Origin of the sequence: Micromonospora sp. NBC_00860 (assembly GCF_045207375.1) — a bacterium.
Classification (GTDB): Bacteria; Actinomycetota; Actinomycetes; order Mycobacteriales; family Micromonosporaceae; genus Micromonospora; species Micromonospora vinacea.
The window spans coordinates 3,357,758-3,382,631 of the sequence record NZ_CP108825.1 but is presented as its reverse complement, the minus strand read 5'-3'; the positions used below and the strand labels follow the sequence as shown (position 1 = coordinate 3,382,631).

Here is a 24,874-nt window from a genome sequence, read left to right as displayed (position 1 = left end):
TCCCGGCCCTCCTCAGAGATCCGCCGCAGCAGCGCGGTTGTCAGGCGTTGCCATGGGGCTCCAGCAGCAAACTGACCTGAGCCAGCATGTCTGACGACATGGCCCCAGGGCGGCGGAACGCGTACCTAGTCTCGCTGATCCGCCCGGCCGGGGTCAGAGTCCAGTGCTGCGGACCCCAGCAGCCCTGCTCCTCAAGGAGGATCCGAGCGAGCACCCCGGTCTCTCCAGCGGCGCCGCAGGCGGTCAACATCGCAGCGAGGACGTCGTCCGCGTCCAAGGGGAGGTCCGCGTCACTCATGATCGGCAACAACAGAAGGAAAGTGTGAGGGTCAAGGCGCGGCGCCGATCCGGCTTCGGCCGCCTTATGCGCGACGGCGAGCAACTCTGGCCAGCACAGTCCGGGCCCCCTGAAGCAACCTTCGACCCTTGCCAGGGGAACCGTCGCCTTCCAATCAGGATGGTGCAGCAGATAGTCGTACCCTCCTTCCCCGGGAAGGTTGCGGTACAAGACATGAAGCACGTGCCCTGCCGGGAGCGGGACTGACAGCGCTGGCCACTGGCGCTCAGCGCTGACCCGTTCGAAAAACTGCAACAGGTCGGCCTTGCTGACCCCAAATCCCGCACACAGCGGCTCTTCGACGCCGTTGGTGCATTGCAACAAGTGGCTCGCCCAGAAAAGTGGCTCGTCTATCAGGTACGCCCCATCGACCAAGGGGTCGTCCTCATAGCCTGGAATCAGGGGCATCGGCCGATTCTGGCACAGATCTCTGAGCCCAGCCTGACCCCCGCATGACGCCAACGGCCGCCATAGCTTTGTGGAAGTAGCCGGTGCCCCGGGCTGGCACGAGCTGGCAGGAGTCGTGACCCGCTCGCCTGCCACCATAGGCGTCTCGGGCATCTCCGGACGGTGGTCGTCGTCCTTCCAGATTGGCGGTGCGGGCGCTCCCGCGTGCGCCGTGCCCGTTGCGCGCCCGATGGGGCGGCAGCCGCGGGTCAACGGCGGTCAGTTCATGGACTTGCTGCCGACATAGCGCGGCAGGTCAAGTGAAGTCGGTGGTGTGTGTCTTCCGGCCGTGTCCACACTTCCTGAACCGTCGGCTGTCGTCGCCAGGTACCGACACCTGGGGGACCGGGCGGGGCCCACACATGGTGCGCAACCAACGATGCCGGCCGGGTAGCGTTGTGGGACGCCTTCATGGTGCCGAACGCCGGCTGACGTTGACCGGACCCGACCCGACCCTCGACGAGACGCAGACCCCCAGGGTGGCGCGTGTGCTGAGCGGTGACCAGGAGGAGGACGACGGACGGGTCGAACTGTCACGCCGGGTGGAATGTTGCCTGTCTCCGTTACCGTGCAGGCATGGATGGCCACCTCCTCTTGTGGAGCATTGTGGTTGTGCTCATATTGTTGATTTTCGTGGGTTTGGCGCTGTTGGCCAGCCGCCGACGAGCATCCCGAGCCCTGACCCGGGAGGAGCAGTTACAGCTGGCGAAGCGCGCTGCTCGGCAGATCGCCAAGAAGAGCACAAGGTCGAGGCGGGGCAGCGCGCGTGGCAGGGGTACCGGAGTCGATGGCCTTCCGAACGACGCAGCCTTCCATGGAAGTGATGGCGGCATGTCCAGCACACCGTGATGGCCGAGCGCGGGTCAACTGCCCCTTGTCGGGAGACAAGAGCGTCGACCAGCGGAATGAGCCAATCAAGACCGATCGCCGGCCTATGGGGGTCAAGGGGTCGTCGGTTCGAGTCCGGCCGTCGCTTCGCCACCCTCGTTGAAGCAGACCAGCCAGCACGTCGACCAACTGCGCTCTGAACCGAGAGCCACTACCGAGTCGGACAACCGATGCCGAGGTTCAGTGGTGCAGTCGGGGAGGCGGGGATGGTCACCGGGAAAGGGCGTCGGGCATCGGCAGGCCCAGCGCCGTGAGGAACCGTGCTGCCTTGACCTCGACGAAGATCTCGGCATCGTCGAGATCGTCGTTATCCTCGTCGTCGGGGTCGATGTCTGCAGGGTCGAGGTCCGCGGCGAGATAGGCGGTCAGTTCGCCTTCCTTCGCACTGCGCTCGGTGTCGCTCGCCCCGCCACGCTGCCGCCCCCACCAGACGCTCAGGCCGGCAGCTTCACGCACGACGTCAGTTGGAGCTGAGGCGTCCGAACTCTCGAAGTACGTGCGCGGGGTGTAGCCGAGGTAAGCGACGCCGCTACCTGGACCGGCCGGACGGTAGGTGAGCGTTGCGATGTCGCTGTCGTGGATATCGACAAGCAGCCACGGCTCCGGAAGGGTCGGCTGTTCGTCAGGCTGATGCGCCGTCCACCGGCCTCCATCGAAGAGGTAGGTGCCGAAGAATCCCACGATCAATCTCCTATGCCGGCCACGGTGGCTGTTCGGCGCCGAGCGGGCAAATCATCGCATGGTGGCGCGTGTACGGCGGCGGGGCAGGGCAACTGGTGCGCCGATGGCTGCGAGCGGCCACGAAGCGCCGGTGAGCCACCCAGCACTTGTGCCGTCTGTGGTTCGGGTTGCGCTCGGGAAGGCGTCGCCTGCATTCGTCAGAGGCGGTGGAGGCCTTTTCTCAGCTGGTGGATGACTTGCCACTGTGCTTGGTCGGCGGTGGGTCGGGGGAAGCCGCCGTGCCTGAAGGTCCAGTTCAGGTAGGCCACCAGGGGCATGCGGGCCTCGCCCACGAAGTATGCGTCGGCGGATGCGTCGGGGAGGATGATGCCGTAGGGGCCACCGCCGCTGACGTTGTCCTTGTGGAAGTGGTCGGGCGCGACGGGCAGTAGGAATGGCTCGTCCTGGTCTTCCTGCCACGCCTCGATCTCTTCCGCGAAGTACTCGCGGATGTCGCTGCTGGGGTAGCGGGAACCCGCCAACTCCAACACGAGCGGGTCGGCCGCTGCGGAACTGGGCCATTGCGGGTGTGTTCCGACCAGCCACACGTCGCCCACGATGCGGATCCACGACGACAGCACCATCGGGAGTGGGCCGAGACGCTGTTCCAGCCAGTGAAGGTGCTCTTCCGCCGTGGGGCCGGGTGGCGTGTATGGCTCCGTCGGGGTCTGGTCGTCGTCGTTCTCGTGGAATCGGTAGCCCTGCTCGCGCAGACGCGCGACCAGGGTTTCGATGTTGCTCCGGGCCCGGCGCGCCATCTCGTCGCACACCGCCTGCGCCTCAGAGGCGAAGGCTGGCTCACGGACGCGGCTGCCAAGCTGCCGCATCTCATGCCAAACCCGATCTTGTTGCCCGGCGACGTAGCGGTCAACCCAGTCCAGGTGCTTAATCATCGCGATCATGGTGCTGCAGGTGATCTCTTCAAGCAACGGTCCGTGTGACACCGAGCGCCCAGTCTCGCGGGACCCATCCGCCGGCCACTATCTCTGCTCGGAGTCAGGACGTGTCAGGTCCGGTCCCCGGTCCAGGCCGCTTCGAGGATCGCGGTCAGACTGGCGGTGTCGGTCGGGCCCGGATGGTTCTGGATCAAGCGGGTGACTCCACTGGCCATCTCCGCGAAGCGCGGGAGGTCGGCGCGCGCCACGCCGATGTCCGCCAAGGTGGGAGGGATGCCGATGTCGGCGAGGAGCCCGTCGAGCCAGGTGAGGAACGTGTCTGCGGCCTCGGTATCCGAGGCGTCGGTCACGTCGAGCCCGCACACTCTGGCGAGGATGGCCAACCGGTCGCCGATGGCATCTTTGGCCGCGTCGAGTGCGTAGGGCAGTAGCAGCCCGACGCCCAGGCCGTGCGGCGTGTGCGTGGCCGCGCCGATCGGGTATTGAAGAGCGTGCGGGGCCGCGTTGCCCGCGTGGGAAAAGGCGAGCCCGGCGAGCATGGACCCGTAGGACATGTCCGCGCGGGCGTCAGTGTCGCCTCCGTCCCTGACAGCACGACGCAGGCTACGGGCGATCCGCTCGGCGGCCAGGAGCGCGTAGTGGTCGGTGATTGGGTTGCGGCCGAGGAACACCTGCTCCACCGGGTCGCGCGGCCCGTGGGCCCGGGGTCGCGCGGTGTAGCTCTCCACAGCGTGACAAAACGCGTCGATGCCGGAGTGGGCGGTGACGCTCGCAGGGCAGGTGTAGGTGAGTTCGGGGTCGACGATGGCGAAGTCGGGCACGATGTGGACGCTGGAAACCCCCACCTTCAGTGCGCGGTCCGGGTCGGTCAACACCGAGACAGGTGTGAGCTCGGAACCGGTGCCTGACGTCGTCGGGACCGCGACGAGAGGGAACGTCGGCCCCGGCACCTTCGACTCGCCGTAGTAGTCGCGCGGCGTCCCGCCGTGACGGCGGATGACGCCGACGATTTTCGCGAGGTCGATCACCGTGCCGCCCCCGATGGCGAGGATCACGTCGGCGTCCACCTTGGCGGCGACCGCGACGGCCAGGGCGACATCGGCGAGTGGCACGTCTGGAGTCGCGTCGGAAAACACCTCGACGGCCTCGACCTTCTCCCGCACCGCGGCCACGATCCCGGCCACGCCCGGCTGCCCCAGCAGAACCTGGTCGGTCACGATGAGGACTCGCGAGCCATTCTCGGCCACCACTCGTGGGATGTTCTGCGCGACCCCTTCGCCCACTATCAGCTGGCGTGGTCCGCGGACGGTCTCAAGCATGTCAGTGCCTCTCCGGAGCGTCGGCGGCGATGTGCTGGGCGGACGTCCAGGTCACCTGCGGGACCGGGACGGCGTCGGCGAGGTTGGCCGCCCGGGTGACGCAGGCGCGCACGCCGGACGCCCGGAGCAGCAGGCCGGTCATGGTAGGTCGATCGCCACGTAGGTGAGGTCGAGGTACTCCTGGATGCCCTCGTGCGACCCCTCCTTGCCGATCCCGGACTGCTTCACGCCTCCGAACGGAGCAGACGGGTCCGAGATCAGGCCACGGTTGATGCCGAGCATCCCCGTATCCAGCCCTTCGGTGAACCGGAGCGCCCGCTGGAGGTCACGGGTGAAGATGTATCCGGCCAGGCCGTGCTCGGTGTCGTTGGCCTTCGCCATCACCTCGTCGTCGGACGTGAACGAGATGATCGGCGCCACCGGACCGAAGATCTCCGCCTCCAGCATCCGCGCGTCTTCGGGCACGTCGACGAGGACCGTAGGCGGGTAGAAGTGGCCCGGCCCGTCCGGACGCTCACCGCCCACCACGACCCGGGCGCCGCGATCCACCGCGTCGGCGACGAGCTCGTCGATCTTGGTGACCGAGGCCTCGTCGATCAACGCCCCGACGTTCACGCCGTCGTCGAGACCATGGCCCATCGAAAGCGCGCCCATCCGCTCGGCGAAGCGCGCCGTGAACTCCTCGCGCACCGGCTCCTCGACGTAGATCCGGTTGGCCGCGATGCAGGACTCCCCGATGTTGCGCATCTTGGCCACCATGGCACCGTCGACCGCGACGTCCAGGTCGGCGTCGGCACACACGATCAGGGCCGCGTTGCCGCCCAGTTCCATGGAGGTGCGCAGCACGTTGTCGGCAGCCTGTCGGAGCAGTACGCGCCCGACCTCGGTCGACCCGGTGAACGAAAGCTTGCGGGTCCGACTGTCGGCCAGCAGTGCGGAGACCACGTCGCCGGAACGCTTGGTGGTCACCACGTTCACGACGCCCGGGGGAACGCCGACCTCCTCCATGATGCGGGCCAGGAACAGCATGGTGAGTGGCGTCTGGCCTGCTGGCTTGGTGATCGTCGTGCAGCCCGCGGCCAGCGCAGGAGCGATCTTGCGGGCACCCATGGCCAACGGAAAGTTCCAGGGCGTCACGAAGACGCACGGTCCGACCGGCTTCGGCACGGTGAGGATGCGGTATCCACCCGCGGGAGCAATGCTGTAGCGCCCCTCGACGCGCACCGCTTCCTCGGCGAACCACCGGAAGAACTCGGCGCCGTAGGCCACCTCACCCCGAGCCTCGGCGAGCGGCTTGCCCATCTCGAGCGTTATCAGCCGGGCGACCTCCTCGGATCGCTCGGTCAACGCCCGGTACGTCGCGGTCAACAACTCTGACCGTTTCCGCGGCGGGGTGGCCGCCCACTGCGCCATTGCCGTGCTCGCCGCGTCCAGAGCGGCGAGCCCGTCAACGACGTCGGCATCCGCCACCTCGGCGATGGTCTTGCCGGTGGCCGGGTCCTCGACGGCGAAGGTGGCTCCGCTTGCGGCGTCGCGCCAGGCGTCGCCAATCCGGAGCCGCCGGTGCTCGGGGGCCAGGACGTTCATCGGGTCACTCATCGCGTCGCCTCCTGTGATCTTTCTGGTGATGTCCGGCGTGCCTCAACGAACGCGCTGTGCGCGTGAACGGAGGGCGCCACCGATCGCCTTCTCGGGCCACGGCCGTCTCAGCGTCGTCAGGCCGTGTCCACTGGTGACGGTCCGCCGAGGCTCGATTGCCACGTGCGGACGCATGGTGCCGTCGCCGCCCGGTTCGTTTACCGCCCAGCCTCGGACAGCGACAGCCCGGTGCCCGCATCGAACAGGTGCGCACGATCGAGGTCGACCGTGACATGCAGCTGCTCGCCCGGCGTACCGGTGACGGTGGGTCGTGCCTTGACCTTGAGGATCTCCGTCCCCACCCGGACGTCGACCACCGTCCGGTCACCGAGCGGCTCAAGCCCGTAGAGCTCACCCGACAACGACGCGTTCCCACGCTGCTCGACGGACAGGTCCTCCGCGCGCAGGCCCAGCAGCAGCGCACGACCGTCCTCAGCCGTGGTCCAGCGGGGCCGCGGCAGCGTCCAGCCTTCCGCACCGATCAGACGATCTCCCTCGGCGTGGCAGGCGAGCAGGCTGATCGGCGGGCTCCCGACGAACCCGGCGACCCACTGGTTGGCGGGACGCTCATACACCTCGGTCGGCGTTCCGACCTGTTGCACCTTCCCCTCCTTGAGGACCGCGACCTGGTCGGCCATGGACAGGGCCTCGACCTGGTCGTTGGTCACGTAGACGAAGGTTGCGCCGAGGCTCCGGTGGATGCGGGTGAGCTCGGTGCGCATCTCGACGCGGAGTTTGAGGTCGAGGTTCGTCAGCGGCTCGTCCATGAGGAACGCGCGCGGGCGCCGGACCAGCGCCCGGGCCAGGGCGACGCGCTGCATCTCACCGCCCGACAACTGCGCGGGACGACGCTGCAGCAGACGTTCGATGTGTAGCAGGCTCGACATCTGCTCGACGGCGGCGGCGATCTCACTCGACGAGCAGCGGCGTGCCCGCAGCGGCGAAGCGATGTTCTCGTACACCGTGTGTCGCGGGTAGAGGGCGTAGCTCTGGAAGACCATGGCCAGGTCGCGTGCGGCCGGCGTGTCACCGGTCGCGTCCCTGCCGTCCAGATGCACCGATCCGGCGTCGAGCTTCTCAAGGCCGGCGATCGCTCGCAGGGTCGTCGTCTTGCCGGCCCCGGAGGGCCCGAGCACGACGAAGAACGAGCCGTCCGGTACGTCCAGCGTCACCCCGTCCAGGGCCTGGACCTTCCCGAAGGACTTGCACAGCCCTTGCGCTGCCACGGTTCCCATCAGGCCACCAGTTCTTCCGTGCTCACGTCGTAGACCGCCGGGGTCCCGCCGGTGTGCCGCAGCCCGACAGTTGCGTCAGCGGCGAAACGGACAGTCGGTGGCATCCGAACCCGGACGTCGCGCTGGCCGCTGTGGTCGACCACGTAGATGATTTCGTCGCCCAGCCACTCCGCCGAGACCACGCGGGCCGGGACCGAGCGTTCCGCCCCTGGTGCGGTGACTTCCAGCGCCTCCGGCCGGACGCCGGCGACCAGGTGACGGTCGCGCGGCAGGCCTGGCGGTGGCGTGAGGACCAGTCCGCCCTGACCGCGCAGCTTCCCGTCGGCCACCTCCACCTCAATGAGGTTCATCGGCGGGGAGCCGATGAACGCGGCGCAGAACAGACTCGCCGGGCGGTCGTAGACCTCCAGCGGCGTGCCGATCTGCTCGACGCGGCCCTTGTTGAGGATGGCGATTCGGTGACCGAGCGACATCGCCTCGACCTGGTCGTGGGTGACGTAGACCATCGTCGCCCCCAGTTCCCCCTGCAGGTGCTTGATCTCCGTGCGCATGTCCGCCCTCAGCTCCGCGTCCAGATTGGTGAGCGGTTCGTCCATGAGGAATGCGCGCGGTCGTCGTACCAGGGCGCGAGCAAGCGCGACGCGCTGCTGCTCCCCGCCGGACAGCTGGCGGGGTCGCCGGTTCAGGAGCGGCCCGAGCCGCATCAGCCGGGCCGCCTCGTCGACCCGCTTGTGCACCTCCTGCTTGGGCAGCCCCTCGGCCCGCAGTGGGAACGCCAGGTTGTCGCGGGTTTTCAGGTGCGGGTAGAGAGCGTAGAACTGGAACACCATGGCGATGTCGCGCTCGGCGGGCGGCAGGTCGTTGACCAGCGTGTCGCCGATGCGGATGTCGCCCGTCGTCTGCCTCTCCAGGCCGGCTATGGCCCGCAGCGTGGTCGTCTTGCCGCAACCCGAAGGGCCGAGCATCACGAACAGCTCGCCGTCGCCGATGGACAGGTCCACGTGGTCAACCGCGACCGTCCCGTCCGGGTAGCGCTTGTGCAGGGCGCTCACCTCGATGCCCGCCATCAGCGTCGCACCGCCCCGAGCGTCACACCGGCGATGAGGTGCTTGCGCACCAGGTACGCGAAGACGAGCACCGGTAGGGCGAACACCATGGAGGCGGCGGCCACGAGACCCCAGTCCGTAGTGGTGCCGCCGATGAGGCCGGCGATGGCGGGTGGGGCCGTCCGCACGCTGTCGCTGGAGGTGAGGAAGGTGGCGAACACGAACTCGTTCCACGAGAAGATGAGTGCGAAGACCGCCGTCGCGGCGATGCCGGGTACGAGCAGCGGCAGGGTGTATCGCCAGAACGCCTGCAACCGGGTGTAGCCGTCGAGCATGGCGGCGTCCTCGTATTCCGCGGGCACCTCGTCGACGAACCCCTTCATCATCCAGATCGTGAACGGGACGTTGAACGCGGCGTAGATGAGGATCAGGCCGAGCTTGCTGTCGATGAGTCCGGCCTGGCGGTACATGAGGAAGATCGGGATCACGACCACCACGGGCGGCATGAAGCGGGTGGACAGGATGAAGAACAGTTGGTCCTTCTTGGCCTTCACGGCGAAGCGTGAGTAGGCCCAGGCCGCCGGGACCCCCAGCACGGTGGCGAGCACCGTGGAGACCCCGGCGACCACCACCGAGTTGAGGAACGAGACGGACAAGGCCGAGCGACCACCGTCCGGGGCGACGAACACGTCCTTGAAGTGGTCCAGAGTGACGTCGAAGTCGAAGAACTTCGCCGGGATGGCGTAGACGTCACGGTTCTCCTTGATGGACGTCTCGATCATCCACAGCACCGGAAAGAGCATCACGACGGCCAGTACGGTCAGCAGCGCGACCTCCAGCGCGGAGCGGCCCCGGCCGCGAAATCGGCGCGCGGGAGGCGTGTGATCCCGGGCAGGACCCGCGGACACGGCCTCGTCGACGGAGACGGCCATCAGCCCTCCTTGAGCTTGTTCAGGTAGCGCAGGTAGAGCTGCGTGAGGACGATGACGACGAGGACCATGAGAATCCCGTACGCCGAGGCGGTTCCGGTGTTGAAGCCCAGGAACGCGACCTTGTAGATGTGGAACGACAACGTCTCGGTGGAGACACCCGGGCCTCCGTTGGTGAGGATGTAGACGAGGTCGAACAGCCGGAAGGCCTCGATGGCCCTGAACATCACGGCAATGAGAAGCAGTGGCCACACCAGCGGAAGGGTGATGGTGCGGAACCGGAACCACTCGGACGCCCGGTCGATCGAGGCGGCCTCGTAGAGGTACTTGGGCACCGCGGTGAGGCCCGCAAGTGCGATGAGCATGATGAACGGCGTCCACTGCCAGGTGTCGACCACGACCAGGGACAGCAGTGCCGTCCGCTGCCGGGTGAGCCACTCCACCTGCCCCAGACCGACCGAGCCGAGCATGCTGTTGATCACGCCGAACTGCGCGTCGAGCATGAATCGCCAGAACAGCCCGACCACGACCGGCGACAGCATCATCGGAACCAGGAACAGGGTGGTCAGCACTCCTCGGCCGTGCGTGCGCCGTGAGATCAGGTAGGCGATGCCGAAACCGAGCACGGTCTGCAGGCCGACCGCGCCGACCACGTAGATCAACGTCGTCAGGGCCCTCGTGTGGACCTGCGCCGACGTCAGGATGGCGGTGTAGTTCCCGAACCCGATGAAATTGGCGGGCCCCCCGCGGGTGGCCGAGTAGTCGGTGAAGGACAGGTACAACGCCCACAGCAACGGGAACACCGACATGGCGAGCAACAGCAGCATCGCGGGGGAGATGAAGGCAACGGCGAGCCCGCGGTCGCTCAGCCGGCGGGACCGACCCCGGGCAGGTGGCGGCGCGGATGCCACCTGCCCGGGGTGGTCGGTCGTCAGAGGGACGGCGTCACTCACAGTCCGCCGCCGCCCTTGCGGCTGCTCGAGTCGAGCACGCTCTGCTGCTCCTTGGCGATGTCGTCGAGCGCATCCTTCGGCTTCTTCGCGCCGTTGAGAGCCGCGTTCACGTTGGTGTTCTCGATGTCGACGAGGCGCGCGTACTCGGGCACGTTCCACATGTCCCGCATCCGCGGAACCGAGTCGGTGTACACCTGGTTGAACGGCCCGGCGTTGAGGAACTCGGGCGACTCCAGGGCGTCCGTACGCGATGGCACCCCACCGGCCGCGGCCCACTTCTTCTGGACGTCAGCCCGCTCGAACCACTTCATGAAGTTCAGGGCCTCGGCCTGCTTCTCCTTGGAGGAGTAGGCCGACACGTGCATGCCCATACCGCCGAGAGGGACCAGGTTCGTCTTCTGGCTCGGAAGGGTGGCAAAACCCAGCTTGTCGAGAATCTGCTTCCGCGTGGTGCCGAGTGTCGACTGCTTCGGATCGAGCAGGCCGCCGCTCGCGGCGATCCAGTTGAACGCGATGCATGCCTTGCCCTGGGCGACCGCCGCGTTCACCTCGTCGATGAACCAGTTGCCGGAGCCCTTGGCGGTCAGCGGCTTCATCTTGTTGACCAGGACGTCCATCGCCTCCTGGCCCGCAGCGTCGTTGAGGACACCGTCGATCTTGCGCGACTTGGAGTCCCAGAGGTTGCCGCCGTAGACGCCGTTGACCGTGTTGTAGGTGACGGCCGCGGCGTCGGAGCCGTTCGCCTGGTGGAAGGCCAGCCCGCTGACGCCGGGGTTGTCCGCCTGGCACTTCTCGGCGGCCGCGATCATCTGGTCCCAGGTCTGCGGTGGTTTGTCGCCGATCAGGTCCTTGCGGTAGATCATCGTCCAGGTGTCGCCGAGCAGCGGAAGTCCGTACAGGCTGGCGTTCTCGTCGCGCTTGCCGGTCTCCGCCTGGGGGAACTGGCCGTAGGCCGCCAGGAGGTACGGGTTGTAGGCGTTGACGTCGATGTTCTCTTTGACGAAGTCGGTGAGGTCGAGGATGTTGCCGTTCGTCACGGCCTCGCCGATGTGTTGGGAGTCCAGGATCGCGATGTCGAAGTCGGTCTTGCGCGCGGCGAACTGGGTGAACATCGCGTCGTGCCAGTTCGCGTTCGGCACGGTGTTGACCTTGATGGTCGCGTTCGGCCGTTCCTTCTTGTACTCCGCGTTCGCGAAGGCTTCCAGTGCCTGGGCGGGGGGCCAGTCGAACCAGATGAAGCTGAGGGTCTGCGGGTCCGTGGTGAGCTCCGGGATGGTCGCCGGCGCCTTCGGGGCGCTCGCCTTCGCGCCGTCGTCCTTGCCGTCACCGCAAGCCGCCACGGTCGTGGCCACCAGCAGCATGGCCGCCGTCGCCAGCTGCACCTTTCGACCGCGTATGGACATTCGTCCTGTTCGCTGTGGATACCGCATCTTCTGGCCTGCTTTCTGGGGTGGGGACTTCTAGAGCCTCGCTATGTGCTTCGCCGAGCAGTTGCTGGGTGGTTCAGGCGTGTTGCCGGGCTGTTGCGTGGGCCGACCCGCGGGCCGGCGTCACGAGTGCGCCGCGATGCGCCGGGTCTTCATGCCGTCGAAAGGTCCTTCGGCCCAGCTGCGGCCCGGTGACGAACCGAGCGGGACGTCGAGCATGCTCGTGGGAGCTCCAGGTGACCGAAGTAGGGCGGTGGCGGGCGGTTCCGCGATGGTGCAGATGGCGGACGTCCGTCGCTTTTCCTATACGATCGCGTGGGGGCGTCAGCATGCCGCAGTGTGGTGACTGGTGTCAATAGGTTCGCGAAGGCGCAAGAAGGGACCTCACGTCACGATGGACGACGAAGCGATGAACGCGCGGGGCCGTAGGGCCGTGACGGGCGGAACGCCGCCGGGAAGATCCGGCGGCCGGCTTGCCGACGAGGTGTACGACACGCTGCTCGGACAGCTGATGTCGCTACGGATCGAGCCTGGCTCCCGCGTCACGATCGACGTCCTGGCGCGAGAGCTGGGGGTCTCGCAGACGCCGATCCGAGACGCTCTGAACCGCATGGAGGCCGAGGGTCTGGTCGTGCGTGTTCCCCATGCCGGCTACCGCATCCCACCACAGATCACCCGTCACCGATTCGAGGACATGCTCGAGGTCCGCCTGCTCCTCGAGCCGGCAGCGGCACGCAGATCCGCCGAACGCGCATCCTCCGAGCAGGTGGCCGGCCTGCGACGAATGCTGGAGGAGATGGCGGAGTTGGAGGAGGGCAAGGGCCCGATGGCCTACGGCGCCTTCGGGCTACGCGACGCCGCGTTTCACGATCTCGTCGCCCTGAGCGCCGAGAACCAGGTCATCCGGGAAGCGCTCGCTCGCCTGCACAGCCACGTGCACCTCTTCCGGCTTCACCACGACACCCAGGTCACTCACCTGGCCATGGCCGAGCACGAGGACGTTGTGGCCGCGATCGCCGCGCGTGACCCCGACGCCGCCGCCTACGCGATGCGTCGACACATCCTGCGGTCCGGCGAGCGTTTCCGACGATTCTTCGACGAGGTCGAGGGCGTGGGCGCAATAGCGGTAGAGGCTTGACGGGCGGACCGGGCCGAGGAATGCTGACCCCGATCGATCAGATCGGATTGGATCCACCTCACCCGCCACCGACATGCGAGGAGAAGCAGGTGCCCAGAGCGCTGCTCCTGACCGGCGACGCCGCCGAGGAGCTCGACACCATGTATCCCTACTATCGCGTGCAGGAGGGCGGCTGGGACGTCGACGTCTCGTCACGGACGATGCGTGACGTGCAACTGGTCATCCACGAGTTCGACCCCAACTCCGACGCCTACGTGGAGAAGAACGGCCGGAAGCTGCCGGTCGACGTGCCCTGGGCCGAGGTCGACGTCGAGCGCTATGACGCCCTCATCATCCCCGGGGGACGTGCCCCCGAGTGGATCCGGGTCGACGCCGACGTCAGGCGCATCACCGAGCACTTCTTCGCGCGCAACCTCCCCATCGCGCTGGTGTGCCACGGCGCGCAGGTGCCAGCGGTCTACGGGCTGCTGAAGGGTCGAAAGACGGCGTGCTTCCCGCCCATCACCGGTGACATGGAGAACGCGGGCGCGACGGTCATCGACGCTCCCGACGTCGTGGACGGCAACCTCGTCTCCTGCCGGGGATGGCCCGACATGCCGCAGTTCGGCAGGGCGATGATGGAGCTCTTCTCGAAGTCGGTCGACCCCGCATCGGCATGAGCACACCCGGCCTGCCCCGGTGACGGCACTTCGCACAGTCACAGTCGACGGCTCTCCCGTCCACCTCCTGGAGAGCGGCACCGGGCCCGCGGTGCTGATGCTGCACGGCTCCGGACCCGGCACGACCGGGTCCGGCGCCTGGGCAGCGACAGCGCAGGCGCTGGGCACGTCCTTGCACCTGGTGGCTCCTGACCAGGCGGGGTTCGGCCGTACACCTGTCCCGGCAGGCTCCAGGGGTGGGCTCCGGCTGTGGACGGAGCAGGCCGCGGGCCTGATGGACGCCCTCGGTATCGAGCACTACGCCGTGGTGGGTCACTCGATGGGCGGTGCCGTGGCGCTGGCCTTGGCGGCCGCGCGCCCCCAGCAGGTCACCCGTGTCGTGGCGGTCGCGACGATGGGCGCCCCCGGGGCGCCGCTGTCCGCCGAACTCGACGCGGTCTGGGCCGCCCCCGCCGGCCCACTCGGGGCACGAGACATGCTGAGTCGCCTCGTCCTCGACCAGGCACTCGTGACCGACTCGGCAGTCGATGCCCGTGCAACCGCGATGCGAGAGGGGGCGGCCGCATTCGCGTCGTTGTTCCCTCCACCCAGGGCGCGATGGGTCGACGATCTCACCCTCTCGGCGCGAACGCTGGCCGCGGTGCGCGCGCCCGTGCTGCTCGTTCACGGCGCCGACGACCGAGTCACCCCCCTCGGGACGGCAGCCCAGCCCCTGCTCGAACACCTGGCCGATGTCCGTCTGCACGTGTTCGGCCGATGCGGGCACGTGCCGGCGATCGAGCACCCGCACGAGTTCAGGCAACTGCTGTCATGCTTCCTCAACTGGGATCGAGGCCACTGATTGCTGCGGCAGGTCCGCAGCGATGAGCTTCGACATGAGCTGCGGAGGTGGCGCAATGGTGGTCCGACGCCGCTGGCTGTTCTGGGCCGCGGCAGCGGCAGTGTTGGGTGGCTGCAGCTCGGAGGTGAACAACCCGCACGAGGGTGTGCTACCCAAGGGTGAGAGCTTGGGCGAGATGCGCCAGCAAGCGGGCGAGGCCCTGACCCGCTATGACCAGGCGGTCAGCAACGCGCGTGGTTCTGCCACCGTTACTGTGACACCGCCGCCATGGAACTCCCCACCTGGCATCTCCATCGAATCAGCCACCGGTGCCAGGGCTGGTACCCGGTTGACTGTCACCTTCACCGGCACTCGGGGACCGGCAACCAGACCTTGCGGTGCCGACTACCACGCTGAGGCGGTCGAATCGGCCAACGCGGTCGTCGTCATCGTCATCGCCCAGCCTCATGCCACCAACGAGGTATGCACGCTTGCCGGCTACACACGAACTGCCACTCTGAACCTGGCTCAACCTCTGCGCCAGCGGGTGGTCCTCGAAGCGAGGCAAGGGCAGCCGGTTCCGCTGGCCACCGAGTGAGCGCAGTGCGAGAGCCTCCTCTTGACCATGTCGAGCATCTGCTGGGTACGCCGTGCCCAGCCAGCCCCACACAGCGCCCTGCTCCTCGACCCGGGCCCGTAGCGGATCGAAGAAGTCACGGCCGCTTCTGGTCATGTCGGTGACGATCTCGTCGTTGGCAGTGGCGACCAGCGCATCGTCGAGGATCTCGTACCGCACGTGCAGCAGGTCCGCCTCGCTCCGCCCGCGCCCTTCCGAATACAACCGCGAAGTGCCGGCTCTGCCACCGGCCGTACCGGCAGTGCCCGCTGCCGTTCAGCCAGACGGGAAGGCGGATCTCGGACAGTGCGACGCTGGCGGGCCCGTCTGCTCCGCAGGATGCCAGGTAGCACTCGGTCGCACCGGCGTCAGACAGCCGCCGTCGCCGGCTGTCGGACGATCGGAGATGCTCATGACCACCCCGATGGGCTCGCGCCGGCACCGCCCCAGCGACGACGTCCGGCGGCTGCACACCGCGCTGCTGCGGATGCCCGTCGACATTGCCACCGACGAGCTGGTCGACGCCCGGTACGGGCCGAGCACCCGTCGTGGGGTCGCCGAGTTCCAACGGACGCACAAGCTGCCGGTGACCGGCACTGTGGACGGGGCGACCCGGGACGCGGTGCAGATGGTGCTGGCCGAGCCGCCGTCCCGGTTCGTTGTGGTGGGTCGGGTGCGTTGGGTCGACGGGCAGCCGGCGAACGCTCTGACGGTCGGCGCGTTCGACCGGGACCTGCGGCACGCCGAGCAGCTCGGCGAGGCGACCACCGGGGACGACGGGTTGTATCGCGTCGACTATTCGCGGGACCGGTTCACCCGCTCCGAGAAGCAGTCCGCTGACCTGTTCGTCCGGGTGTCCGCTGGTGATCGCCTCCTGTCCGACCCGCCGCTGAGCGCGGTGTTGTTCAACGCCCCCGAGCTGGCTGTGCTCACAGTGGATCTGTCCGGTGGCGGGGACCGGGAACGCAGTGAGTACGAGCGGATCCTCGCCACGATCGTCCCGCTGCTTGGCCAGGTCCCGCTGTACGAGCTGCGGCAGGACGACGAGGCCGAGGACGTGACGTTCCTGGCCGCCGAGACCGGGCTGCCCGCGACGGCGTTGGCGCACTTCGGTGTGGCGCAGAAACTGGCCGCGTCCTACAAGCTGCCGGCGGTGTTCGGTTACGCACTGTTCGCGGAGCGGACGCTGTTGACCACGAGCCGGACCGGTGCCGCGCTCGCCCGGTTCGACGTCGATCTGAACACCGAGCTGCGGCCGCTGTACTACGACATCGCCCTGTTGGACGAGCACATCGTCCGGAACGCCGTCGCTGACGTCGTGCGCCATCGGTACGTTCCCGAGGACCTGCTCGGCGAGCTTGACCGGATCCTCGACATGCTGGCCCGGGTACGGCCGGAGGCCAAGGAGTACGTTGCGCAGGAACGGCCGAAGGTGTTGTACGGGCGGGTGGAGCGGTTCCTCGCCGACGGCGCGCACGAGCGGGTCCAGAGTCTCCTCGCGGCCGACGCCGCCGGTGACCTGCCCGGGCTGATCGCCCGGCTGGCCGACGCGGCGGCGTTTCCCGACCGGTCTGCCGCCGAGGCGGCCGGCGCGGCGAGCGTGCTGGCCGACGTGCTCGGCTACGACGAGACGATTGTCGACCGGGTCCGCGACCGTGAGGGAATCGAGCGGCCGGCCGACGTACGCCGGCTGGCCCGGCTGGCCCCGGCGGACTGGCGGCGGGTGTTGCGCGACAGCACCACTGATGTCCGGGTCGCCGGTCAGCCGGTCCGGCCGGAGCTGATCGACCTGCACGCCGGCGCGCTGGCCCGCAAGCTGGAGAAGCGTTATCCCACCACGGCCTTCACCGCCCAGCTCGAACGCGACGCAGGTGCCCTGGTCGGCACCGCAGCCGCTGCCGACCCCGCAGCCGCTGCCGAACGACTCGACGGCAGCGGTGATCGGCCCGGCCCCGGTCAACAGCCCGAGCCCGGCGAACAGGTCGGCAACGACGTGCCGGCCAGCGTCGCCGAGCGCGCCTTTGGTGGGCACCGGGACGTGGTGCTCGAACTGCTCACCGCGAATCCGGACTTCGACCTCGCGACCGGCAACGTGGAGCGGCTGCTGCGGGACCACCCGGAGCGGCTGCGGACCGGGCGGCCGGCGCTCAAGGCCGCGCAGCGGATCTTCAAGCTGGCGCCGACCTATCGGCAGACGACGGCGTTGCTGGCGGCCGAAGTGCCGTCGGCGGCCCGGATCCACGCCCTCGGCGAGACGCGGTTCGTGTCCACCGCCATGGAAACCGGCCGGTTCACCGACGAGCAGGCCCGGTCGGTGTATCGCCGGGCCGCGGACGTGCACGTGGCGAGCGGGCTGCTGGCCGGCGAACTCCAGAGCGCGGCGCGGGCGCTGCCGGTCCGGGCCCTGGGCGGCTCGGCGGCCCCGGACCTCACCCCGGTCAGCGCCGACTTTCCCAACCTGGCAAGCCTGTTTCAGCTCGCCGACTCCAGCTACTGCGAGCCGTGCCGCAGCGTGCACAGCGCCGCCGCGTACCTGGTGGACGTCCTTCAGTTCCTCGGTAACCGGCTGGTCACCGACGCCGACACGCCGGGTCCGGCCACCAAGGTCGCCCGGGACGTCCTGTACGGTCGCCGGCCGGACCTCGGCGACCTTGATCTGAGCTGCGAGAACACCGACCTTCCGCTGCCCTACCTGGACCTGGTGTGCGAGCTGCTGGAGGAGGCGGTGGCGCCGGACGCGGGCCTCGCGTTCGGCGGCCCGCTGAGCGGCGGCGTCGATCCGGTGGAGGCGCCGTCGGCCGGGCTGCTGAGCCTGTTGCAGGGCCAGGGTTGGCCGTTCACCGACCGTTCCCTCGTGTACGAGCCGGACCTGGCCGGGGCCCGCGTGGTACGGGACATCGGCGTGGTGGCCAAGGCGACCCCGGACGGGGCCGGCGGGTGGTTCGTGCGCCGGTTGCGTCAGACCACCGGCACCGCGCTGGAGTTGGCGGCCGCGCCGCAGTACGTGAATGCCGCCGCCTACACACTGCTGGCGGGCAGCCGGTACGCGTTCGCCCTGCCGTTCGACCTGGCGCACGAGGAGACCCGCAGCTACTTCGCCCAGTTCGACATCGCCCGGGCCGACGTGATGCGGGCACTGCGCCGGTCGGCGGGCCCGAGCGGCGAGGCCATCGCGGCCGAGGAACTGGGGATCAGCGACGCACAGCGGCAGTTGGTGGTCACCGCCGACCCGGCCGCTCAGGACGACATCTGGAACACCGCACCGCTCGGCGCACTGGGCGGCATCGCCCGGGTGGACAACTTCCTCGCTCGGGCTCGCCTGGACTATCGGGAGATGACCGAGCTGCTGGCGCTGGCCTGGGTCAATCCCGGGAACGCCATGTTCGTCAAGCACCTGGACACCGGGTCCGACCTCAGCGCAAAGCGGATCCAGCAGCTCACCGACGCGCGCCTGGACCGGATCCACCGGTTCCTGCGCCTGCTGCGCGCGCCGGCCTGCACCGGTTGGACCCCGCCGTTGCTGGACCGGGCGATCCGGGCCGACGCGCTGGGCGGCGGCGCCCTGGACGACGACTTCCTGGTCACTGTGGCGGCGCTGCACCGGCTCGCGGCGCGGCTCGGGCTGTCGCTGCCCGAGGTGGTCGACCTGTTCGCCCCGCTGGACGAGTCGCGGTACGCAGAGGTGTTCCGCAACTCGGCGAACGGCCCGGTCCTCGAAGCGTTCGCGCCGGCCAACGTGCTCGCCAACGAGCAGGCGGAGCTGACCACACCCGGTTCGGGTGTCCTGCTGTCGGCGCACGAGGCGTACCTGGCGACCTGCCTGGGGGCCACGACGGCGGACACCGGGCTGCTGGTGGCGGACCTTCCGGCGCCGGCGATCGTCAGCAACGCCGGCCTGCACGCCGTGTACGCCGGGACGCTGCTGGCCCGGGCGCTCGGGCTCAGCGCCACCGAGTACCTGATCATGATGGATCTGATCGGCTCGGATCCGCTCACCGCGCCGGCCACCGCGCTGGCCTTCGTCGAGCGGTTCGACGCCGCCCGGGCCGGCACCGGCATCCGCCCGGCGGACCTGCGCTACCTGCTCCGACACGAAGCCGACGACCTGGCCGCGCGGGACCTGCCGGACGAGATGCTGACCGCGGTGCTCACCGGGTTGCAGGCCGGCTACCAGAGCGGGTACGCGGCGACCCGACCCGCTGTCGACCCGGCGGCACCCCCCGAGGAGAACCTGCTGGGCATGCGTGCCCTGCTCGCCACCGTGCCCGGGATGACCGAGTCGGACCTGGCCGGCTTCGCCTCGATCGTGGACGGTGGTTGGACCGATGCGGTGACCACCCCGGCGCAGTTCGTCGACGCGAAGCTCGCCGCCCTGGTGGACACCACACCGATAACAGCCGCGATCGTTTCCAGCCCCACCGAGGCGCAGCAGACCACCCTGCTGCTGGCCATCACCACGGCACTGTCCAGCTACGCGTACACCCGTACCAAGCAGGAGCTGGCGGTGGCGGCGGTGGCCGACACCTTCGGGTTCTCGACGGACGCCGCCGCCACCGTGCTGGCCGGCGCGGAGCTGACCCGACCGCTGCTCGCGGTGCTCACCGACGACGCGCTGGTGGACCTTGTGAACGAGCCGCCGGCGCCGCCGGCGGTCACCCCGGCCGGGTTCGACGAGCAGTACCGGGCACTGCGCCTGCTGCACGTGCTGAGCCGGCTCGTCGACCACCTGACGGTGCCCGACGCGGACCTCGGCTGGCTGCTGGCGAACGCCGGGTCGCTCGGCTGGCTGGCCCCGGACCGGGTGCCCTACCAGACCGGCCGGCCGCCGGCCCCGTTGGCCGACTGGATCCGGTTGGCCGCCGGGGTCGAACTGGCCCGCACCTACCCGCCGGTGGCGAACCCACTGGACGCCGCCACGCCGTGGACGGTGTACGGGCTGTTCGACCTGGTCCTGGCGGCCGGCACCACCGCCACGCAGGTCCACACCCATCTGGCGCAGCTCGGCGGCTGGGACGCCACAGTGCTGGCCGACCTGGACACCCACCTCGAACTGTCGGCGGTGGACCTCACCGCGTACCGGTCGCCGGCGACGATCCAGCGGCTGGCCGATGCGCTGACCCTGCTGCGCCGGCTGGGCCTACCGGTGGCGGCGGCGGTGCCGCTGGGCCAGCCGGTCACCACGGCGGCTGGCGCGGCCACCATGCGGCAGGCACTGAAGGCGCGGTACGCCGAGGCCGAGTGGTTCGGGGTACTCCAAGGGGTGCAGGACCGGCTGCGGGTGGCCAAGCGGGACGCGCTGGTCGCGTACCTGTTGGCCGAGAACCCGGGGCTGCGCGACACCAACGACCTGTACGACCACTTCCTCATCGACGTCGAGATGGGCGCCTGCATGGCGACGTCGCGCATCGTGCAGGCGCACGCCACCGTTCAGTTGTTCGTGCAGCGCTGCCTGCTGGGCCTGGAGCCGGACAGCGTCGCGGCGGTCACCGAGGATCCCGGTTGGGACCAGTGGAGCTGGATGGCCAACTACCGGGTGTGGGAGGCCAACCGGAAGATCTTCCTGTATCCGGAGAACTGGATCCTGCCGGAGTTGCGGGACGACAAGTCGGAGCTGTTCACCGAGCTGGACGACCAGTTGCAGCAGGACGAGCTGACCGACCTGGCGGTGGAGAACGCCACCATCGCGTACCTGGAGAAGCTGGACGACCTGGCGCACCTGGACGTGATGGCCTGCTACTACCAGCACGACAGGCATCTCATGCACGTGTTCGCCCGCACCCGGGGCGGCGACCCGACGGTGTACTACCACAGGCAGTTCGAGCGGGAGCGGTACTGGACGCCGTGGCGGCGGGTGCCGCTGGACATCGCGGGCGACCACCTGCTCGCCTTCGACCGCAACAGCCGGCTCACACTGGCCTGGCCGGTCTTCACCGAGGAGACGGACACGGCGCAGACCTCCCAGATTCCGGACCCGGACGGCATCCCGCCGGGCGGAACGGAGACGGAGCGGCCGCGCCGGCGGTGGCGGATCCAGCTGGCCATCGGCGAGCGGACGCAGGACCGCTGGCAGCCGAAGAAGATCTCCAAGGACGCGCTGTACTACCCCACCAGCGGCTACCAGGAGGACCTCCCGGCGGCGAACGAGTTCACCTGCTTCGCGTACGAGGCCGGAGCGGCCGGCCAGGCGATCAGCGTGCTCACCGGCACCGAGTTCGTCGGCTCGTTCGCGTTGACCGGCTGCCGGGGCTATCCGGAGCCGATGCCGGGCGGCGGTTCCGGCTACCTGCTGCTGTCGCCGGTGTTCAAGGACACCAAGCTGCTGGCCGAACGGTTCACCGAGCTGATCATCCGGGAGCAGAACGACCTGGCGATCAGCACTCCGCTGATGGGCGCGTTCCAGACCCTGGTGGCGCAGACGCCCGGCCGTTTCCGGGTGACGTACCCCATGCAGATGTCGTTGCTCGACTGGATCATCATGCTGCTGGGGCTGGCGCAGAGCATCCGAGGCACCCACGACCGCCGGCCGGTGCTGCCACTGGGCACCCTGATGCCGTACTTCTACGGCGACTACGACCGTGGTTACGTGATCATCCCGGGCTTCTACGACCGGCGCGCCGAGGACCCGGCGGACCGGATCGAGAAGACGTACAGCGACGTGGACCAGTTCGCCCGCGACGTGCTGGCGCTGCTCACCGAGTACCTGCGCCGATACGCCGAGGACCCGGCGCACGACCTCGCGGCCGCCGTGCAGGCGATGACCGAGGACGCGGAGTACCACCGGCTGGTCGCCGAGTTCGAGGTCTACGGCACCCTGTCGTACGGGGTGCGGTTCGCGAACTTCTACCATCCGCTGCTGTGTTTCCTCCGGGCCACCGTCTACCGGTCGGGCGTGCCGGCGTTGCTGAGTCGGACCACCCAGCTGACCAACACCGGGTTCGACTTCGCCGCCACCTACCAGCCGGCACCGGTGGTCGTGTCGCCGTACCCGGTGGAGGACCTGGACTTCGCCGCGGACGGCGCGTACGCGGGCTACAACTGGGAGCTGTTCTACCACCTCCCGTTCGACATCGCGCTGCGGCTCAACCGGGACCAGCGGTTCGCCGAGGCGCGCAACTGGTTCCACCACATCTTCAACCCGGTCGGCACCGCCGACGGCGCCGCCGCCCCGCAGAAATACTGGGTCACCAAGCCGTTCTTCCAGACCGGAGTGCCCGAGCTGCTCGACCAGCGGATCGGCGACATTCTGACGGCGATCGCCGCCGATCCGTCGGGGGCCAGCATCACCGACCTGAAGTTCGCTGTGGAGCAGTGGCGGGCGAAGCCGTTCAACCCGCACGTGGTGGCCCGCAGCCGGCCGGTCGCCTACCAGCTCGCCGTGGTGGTCAGCTACATCAAGAACCTGGTCGACTGGGGTGACCAGTTGTTCCGGCAGTTCACCCGGGAGTCCGTCACCCAGGCCACCCAGCTCTACATCCTGGCCGACAAACTGCTCGGGCCGAAGCCGAGCGTGGTGCCGCCGTTGGTCAGCCCGGCTCCGGCCACCGTCAACCAGCTCCAGGCGAAGGTGGACCTGTTCGGCAACGCGTTGCTGGACCTGGAGAACCTGATCCCCGACCTGGACCTGCTGCCGCACGGCGGGGCGGAACTGCCCAGCCCGTTGAGCTACTCGGCGTTGTACTTCTGCGTCCCGCCCAACGAGGAGATGCTCCAGCTGTGGGACCTGATCGCCGACCGGCTGTTCAAGATCCGCAACTGCCAGAACATCGACGGGGTGGAGAGCATGCTCGCCCTGTTCTCACCGCCGATCGACCCGGGGGCGCTGGTCCGGGCCGCCGCCGCCGGCATGTCCGTCTCGTCGTTCCTGGCCGGGCTCGGCGCACCGCTGCCGAACTACCGGTTCCGGGTGCTGGCCCAGAAGGCCACCGAACTCGTCGGGTACGTCGGTGAGCTGGGCGGCGGGCTGCTCGCGGCCATGGAGAAGCGGGACGGCGAACAACTCGCCCGGCTGCGCGCCGGCCAGGAGATCGCCCTGCTCGACGCGGTACGGGCGGTCAAGCTCGCCACCATCGCGGAGGCCGAGGGCAACGTCGCGGCGTTGGAACTGAGCCGCAAGGTGGTCGAGGAGCGGCAACGCTACTACGCCGGCCGGCCGTACATGAACGCCTGGGAGATCACCGCCACCGCGTTGTCGGGGGTGTCGCTGCTCGGCGAGACCGCGATCGCGGTGGGCTACATCCTGTCCGGCGGGCTGAAGCTGATTCCGAACTTCACCGCCGGCGGCGCCGGCTTCGGTGGCTCACCCACTGTGACCCTCACCCTCGGCGGGGACAAGGTCGGTGCCGCCGCCGACTCGGCGGTGATGACGCTGGAGGCGATCGCCCGCGCCCTGGACAAGGCCGCCGGGATGGCCGCCAACCAGGGCGGCTACCGCCGCCGGATGGACGACTGGGAACACCAGGCGGCTCTGGCCGGTCTCGAACTGACCCAGATCGACCAGCAGCTCCTCACCGGGCGGCTGCACGTGTCAATGCTCACCGACGAGCTGGCGGCGCACGACCGGGAAGCCGACAACGCCCGGGCCACCGAGGAGTACCTGCGCGGCAAGTACACAAACACCGAGCTGTACCAGTGGATGGTGAGCCGGGCCAGCTCCGTCTACTTCGGGGCGTACCAGCTCGCCTTCGACGTGGCGAAGAAGGCCGAGCGGTGCTTCGCCCACGAGCTGGGCAGCGAGGCCACGTTCCTGCAACCCGGCTACTGGGACAGCCTGCGCAAGGGGCTGACGGTGGCGGACGCGCTGCGCCACGACCTGAAGCGGATGGAGGTGGCCTACCTCGACCGGCACAGCCGCGAGCGCGAGCTGACCCGGCACGTCTCGCTGGCACAGCTCGACCCGGCGGCGTTGATCGAGCTACGGGCCACCGGCAGTTGCGTGGTCAACGTGCCGGAGGCGCTGTTCGACCTGGACCACCCGGGGCACTACTTCCGCCGGCTCCGCACTGTCAGTCTGTCCATCCCGTGCGTGGCCGGCCCGTACACCCCGGTCACCGCGAAGCTCTCCCTGATCGGCAACCGGTACCGGACCGCCACCGCGGCCCGGCAGAGCGCCACCAGCGCCAAGGACAAGTACACCGAGGTGCCCGGCGACGAGCGGTTCGCCTACAACGTGGGCGGGATCGAGTCGATCGCTACCAGCAGCGGCCTCAGCGACAGCGGCATGTTCGAGCTGAACTTCGCCGACGACCGCTACCTGCCGTTCGAGGGCAAGGGCGCGATCGGCACCTGGCGGCTGGAACTGCCGACGGCGGTCCGCCAGTTCGACTACGACAGCATCAGCGACATCATCCTGCACCTGAGGTACACGGCCCGCGACGGTGGCTCGACGCTGCGCGGCCTGGTCGAGGACTCCCTGCGGGAGGTGCTCAACGAGATGCTGGTCGACGCCGGCCGGACCGGGCTGTACCAGGCATACAGCCTGCGCCACCAGTTCCCGGACGAGTGGTGGCAGCTCACCCAGCAGCAGAGCACCGAGCTGACCATCGGGCCGGAGCACCTGCCGTACCTCGCCCGCGACCACCAGCCGGTGGTGGACCAGGTGACCTGGTACGCCCGGGTGGACGGTGATCCCGGGACGTACGACCTCACGGTGGCCGGTGACCCGGTGACGTTGAACCGGGACGCCGACCTGCAGCAGTGCGTGGGCCAGTCCGACCCGCTGGTTCTGGGCACCCCGGTCACGCTGGCGGCCGACCCGGACGGCCTGACCGACCTGGTCGTCCTGCTGCACTACCGGCTCGACGGCTGAG

At 68.9% G+C, this 24,874-nt stretch carries 16 protein-coding genes; 5 read left to right on the top strand and 11 right to left on the bottom strand.

Going from position 1 to position 24,874, the window contains the following annotated elements:
* Positions 1–40 precede the first annotated feature (40 nt).
* From OH804_RS15525 to OH804_RS15475, 11 genes are all read right to left on the bottom strand, one after another.
* Complete coding sequence (locus tag OH804_RS15525) at positions 41–745, bottom strand: hypothetical protein (protein WP_406066013.1); 705 nt, start codon at positions 743–745, stop codon at positions 41–43.
* Between the two features lie 1,137 nt (positions 746–1,882).
* Positions 1,883–2,353 carry a hypothetical protein gene (locus OH804_RS15520; RefSeq protein WP_406066011.1) on the bottom strand — a complete coding sequence of 157 codons (471 nt, stop codon included), beginning with the start codon at positions 2,351–2,353 and terminating at the stop codon, positions 1,883–1,885.
* Positions 2,354–2,550: 197 nt separating this feature from the next.
* Positions 2,551–3,285, bottom strand: a complete 735-nt coding sequence (locus tag OH804_RS15515; protein WP_406066009.1) for a hypothetical protein — start codon at positions 3,283–3,285, stop codon at positions 2,551–2,553.
* A gap of 113 nt (positions 3,286–3,398) precedes the next feature.
* Positions 3,399–4,607: an iron-containing alcohol dehydrogenase gene (locus OH804_RS15510; protein WP_406066007.1), complete on the bottom strand. Its 1,209-nt coding sequence runs from the start codon at positions 4,605–4,607 to the stop codon at positions 3,399–3,401.
* Position 4,608: 1 nt separating this feature from the next.
* Positions 4,609–4,749 (bottom strand): hypothetical protein, encoded by a 141-nt coding sequence (locus OH804_RS15505; RefSeq protein ID WP_196922441.1) that lies wholly within the window; start codon positions 4,747–4,749, stop codon positions 4,609–4,611.
* On the bottom strand, positions 4,746–6,206 hold the full coding sequence (locus OH804_RS15500) for an NAD-dependent succinate-semialdehyde dehydrogenase (RefSeq protein WP_196922442.1): 1,461 nt from the start codon (positions 6,204–6,206) through the stop codon (positions 4,746–4,748). Before OH804_RS15500 ends, OH804_RS15505 begins: the two co-directional genes overlap by 4 nt.
* Positions 6,207–6,403: 197 nt before the next feature.
* Positions 6,404–7,480, bottom strand: a complete 1,077-nt coding sequence (locus OH804_RS15495; RefSeq protein ID WP_406066005.1) for an ABC transporter ATP-binding protein — start codon at positions 7,478–7,480, stop codon at positions 6,404–6,406.
* Positions 7,480–8,547: an ABC transporter ATP-binding protein gene (locus tag OH804_RS15490; RefSeq protein ID WP_196922444.1), complete on the bottom strand. Its 1,068-nt coding sequence runs from the start codon at positions 8,545–8,547 to the stop codon at positions 7,480–7,482. Before OH804_RS15490 ends, OH804_RS15495 begins: the two co-directional genes overlap by 1 nt.
* Positions 8,547–9,458, bottom strand: coding sequence for a carbohydrate ABC transporter permease (locus OH804_RS15485; protein WP_196922445.1), 912 nt, complete (start codon positions 9,456–9,458; stop codon positions 8,547–8,549). The genes OH804_RS15490 and OH804_RS15485 overlap by 1 nt, the downstream gene beginning before the upstream one ends.
* Positions 9,458–10,366, bottom strand: coding sequence for a sugar ABC transporter permease (locus OH804_RS15480; protein ID WP_307788664.1), 909 nt, complete (start codon positions 10,364–10,366; stop codon positions 9,458–9,460). Before OH804_RS15480 ends, OH804_RS15485 begins: the two co-directional genes overlap by 1 nt.
* Positions 10,367–10,404: 38 nt before the next feature.
* Positions 10,405–11,790 carry an extracellular solute-binding protein gene (locus OH804_RS15475; protein ID WP_406066002.1) on the bottom strand — a complete coding sequence of 462 codons (1,386 nt, stop codon included), beginning with the start codon at positions 11,788–11,790 and terminating at the stop codon, positions 10,405–10,407.
* A 439-nt stretch (positions 11,791–12,229) separates the two neighbouring features.
* On the opposite strand from OH804_RS15475, the gene OH804_RS15470 reads away from it, so the two are divergent.
* The 5 genes from OH804_RS15470 (at position 12,230) to OH804_RS15450 (ending at position 24,873) form a co-directional block, all read left to right on the top strand.
* Positions 12,230–12,973, top strand: a complete 744-nt coding sequence (locus OH804_RS15470; protein ID WP_196922448.1) for a GntR family transcriptional regulator — start codon at positions 12,230–12,232, stop codon at positions 12,971–12,973.
* A 20-nt stretch (positions 12,974–12,993) separates the two neighbouring features.
* Complete coding sequence (locus OH804_RS15465; RefSeq protein ID WP_231392606.1) at positions 12,994–13,632, top strand: DJ-1/PfpI family protein; 639 nt, start codon at positions 12,994–12,996, stop codon at positions 13,630–13,632.
* A gap of 97 nt (positions 13,633–13,729) precedes the next feature.
* Positions 13,730–14,473 carry an alpha/beta fold hydrolase gene (locus OH804_RS15460; RefSeq protein ID WP_406066550.1) on the top strand — a complete coding sequence of 248 codons (744 nt, stop codon included), beginning with the start codon at positions 13,730–13,732 and terminating at the stop codon, positions 14,471–14,473.
* 22 nt (positions 14,474–14,495) lie between these two features.
* Entirely contained in the window at positions 14,496–15,050 is a 555-nt protein-coding gene (locus OH804_RS15455; RefSeq protein WP_406065999.1) for a hypothetical protein, read from the top strand.
* Between the two features lie 430 nt (positions 15,051–15,480).
* Positions 15,481–24,873 carry a neuraminidase-like domain-containing protein gene (locus tag OH804_RS15450; protein ID WP_406065997.1) on the top strand — a complete coding sequence of 3,131 codons (9,393 nt, stop codon included), beginning with the start codon at positions 15,481–15,483 and terminating at the stop codon, positions 24,871–24,873.
* The last annotated feature ends 1 nt before the right edge of the window (position 24,874 follow it).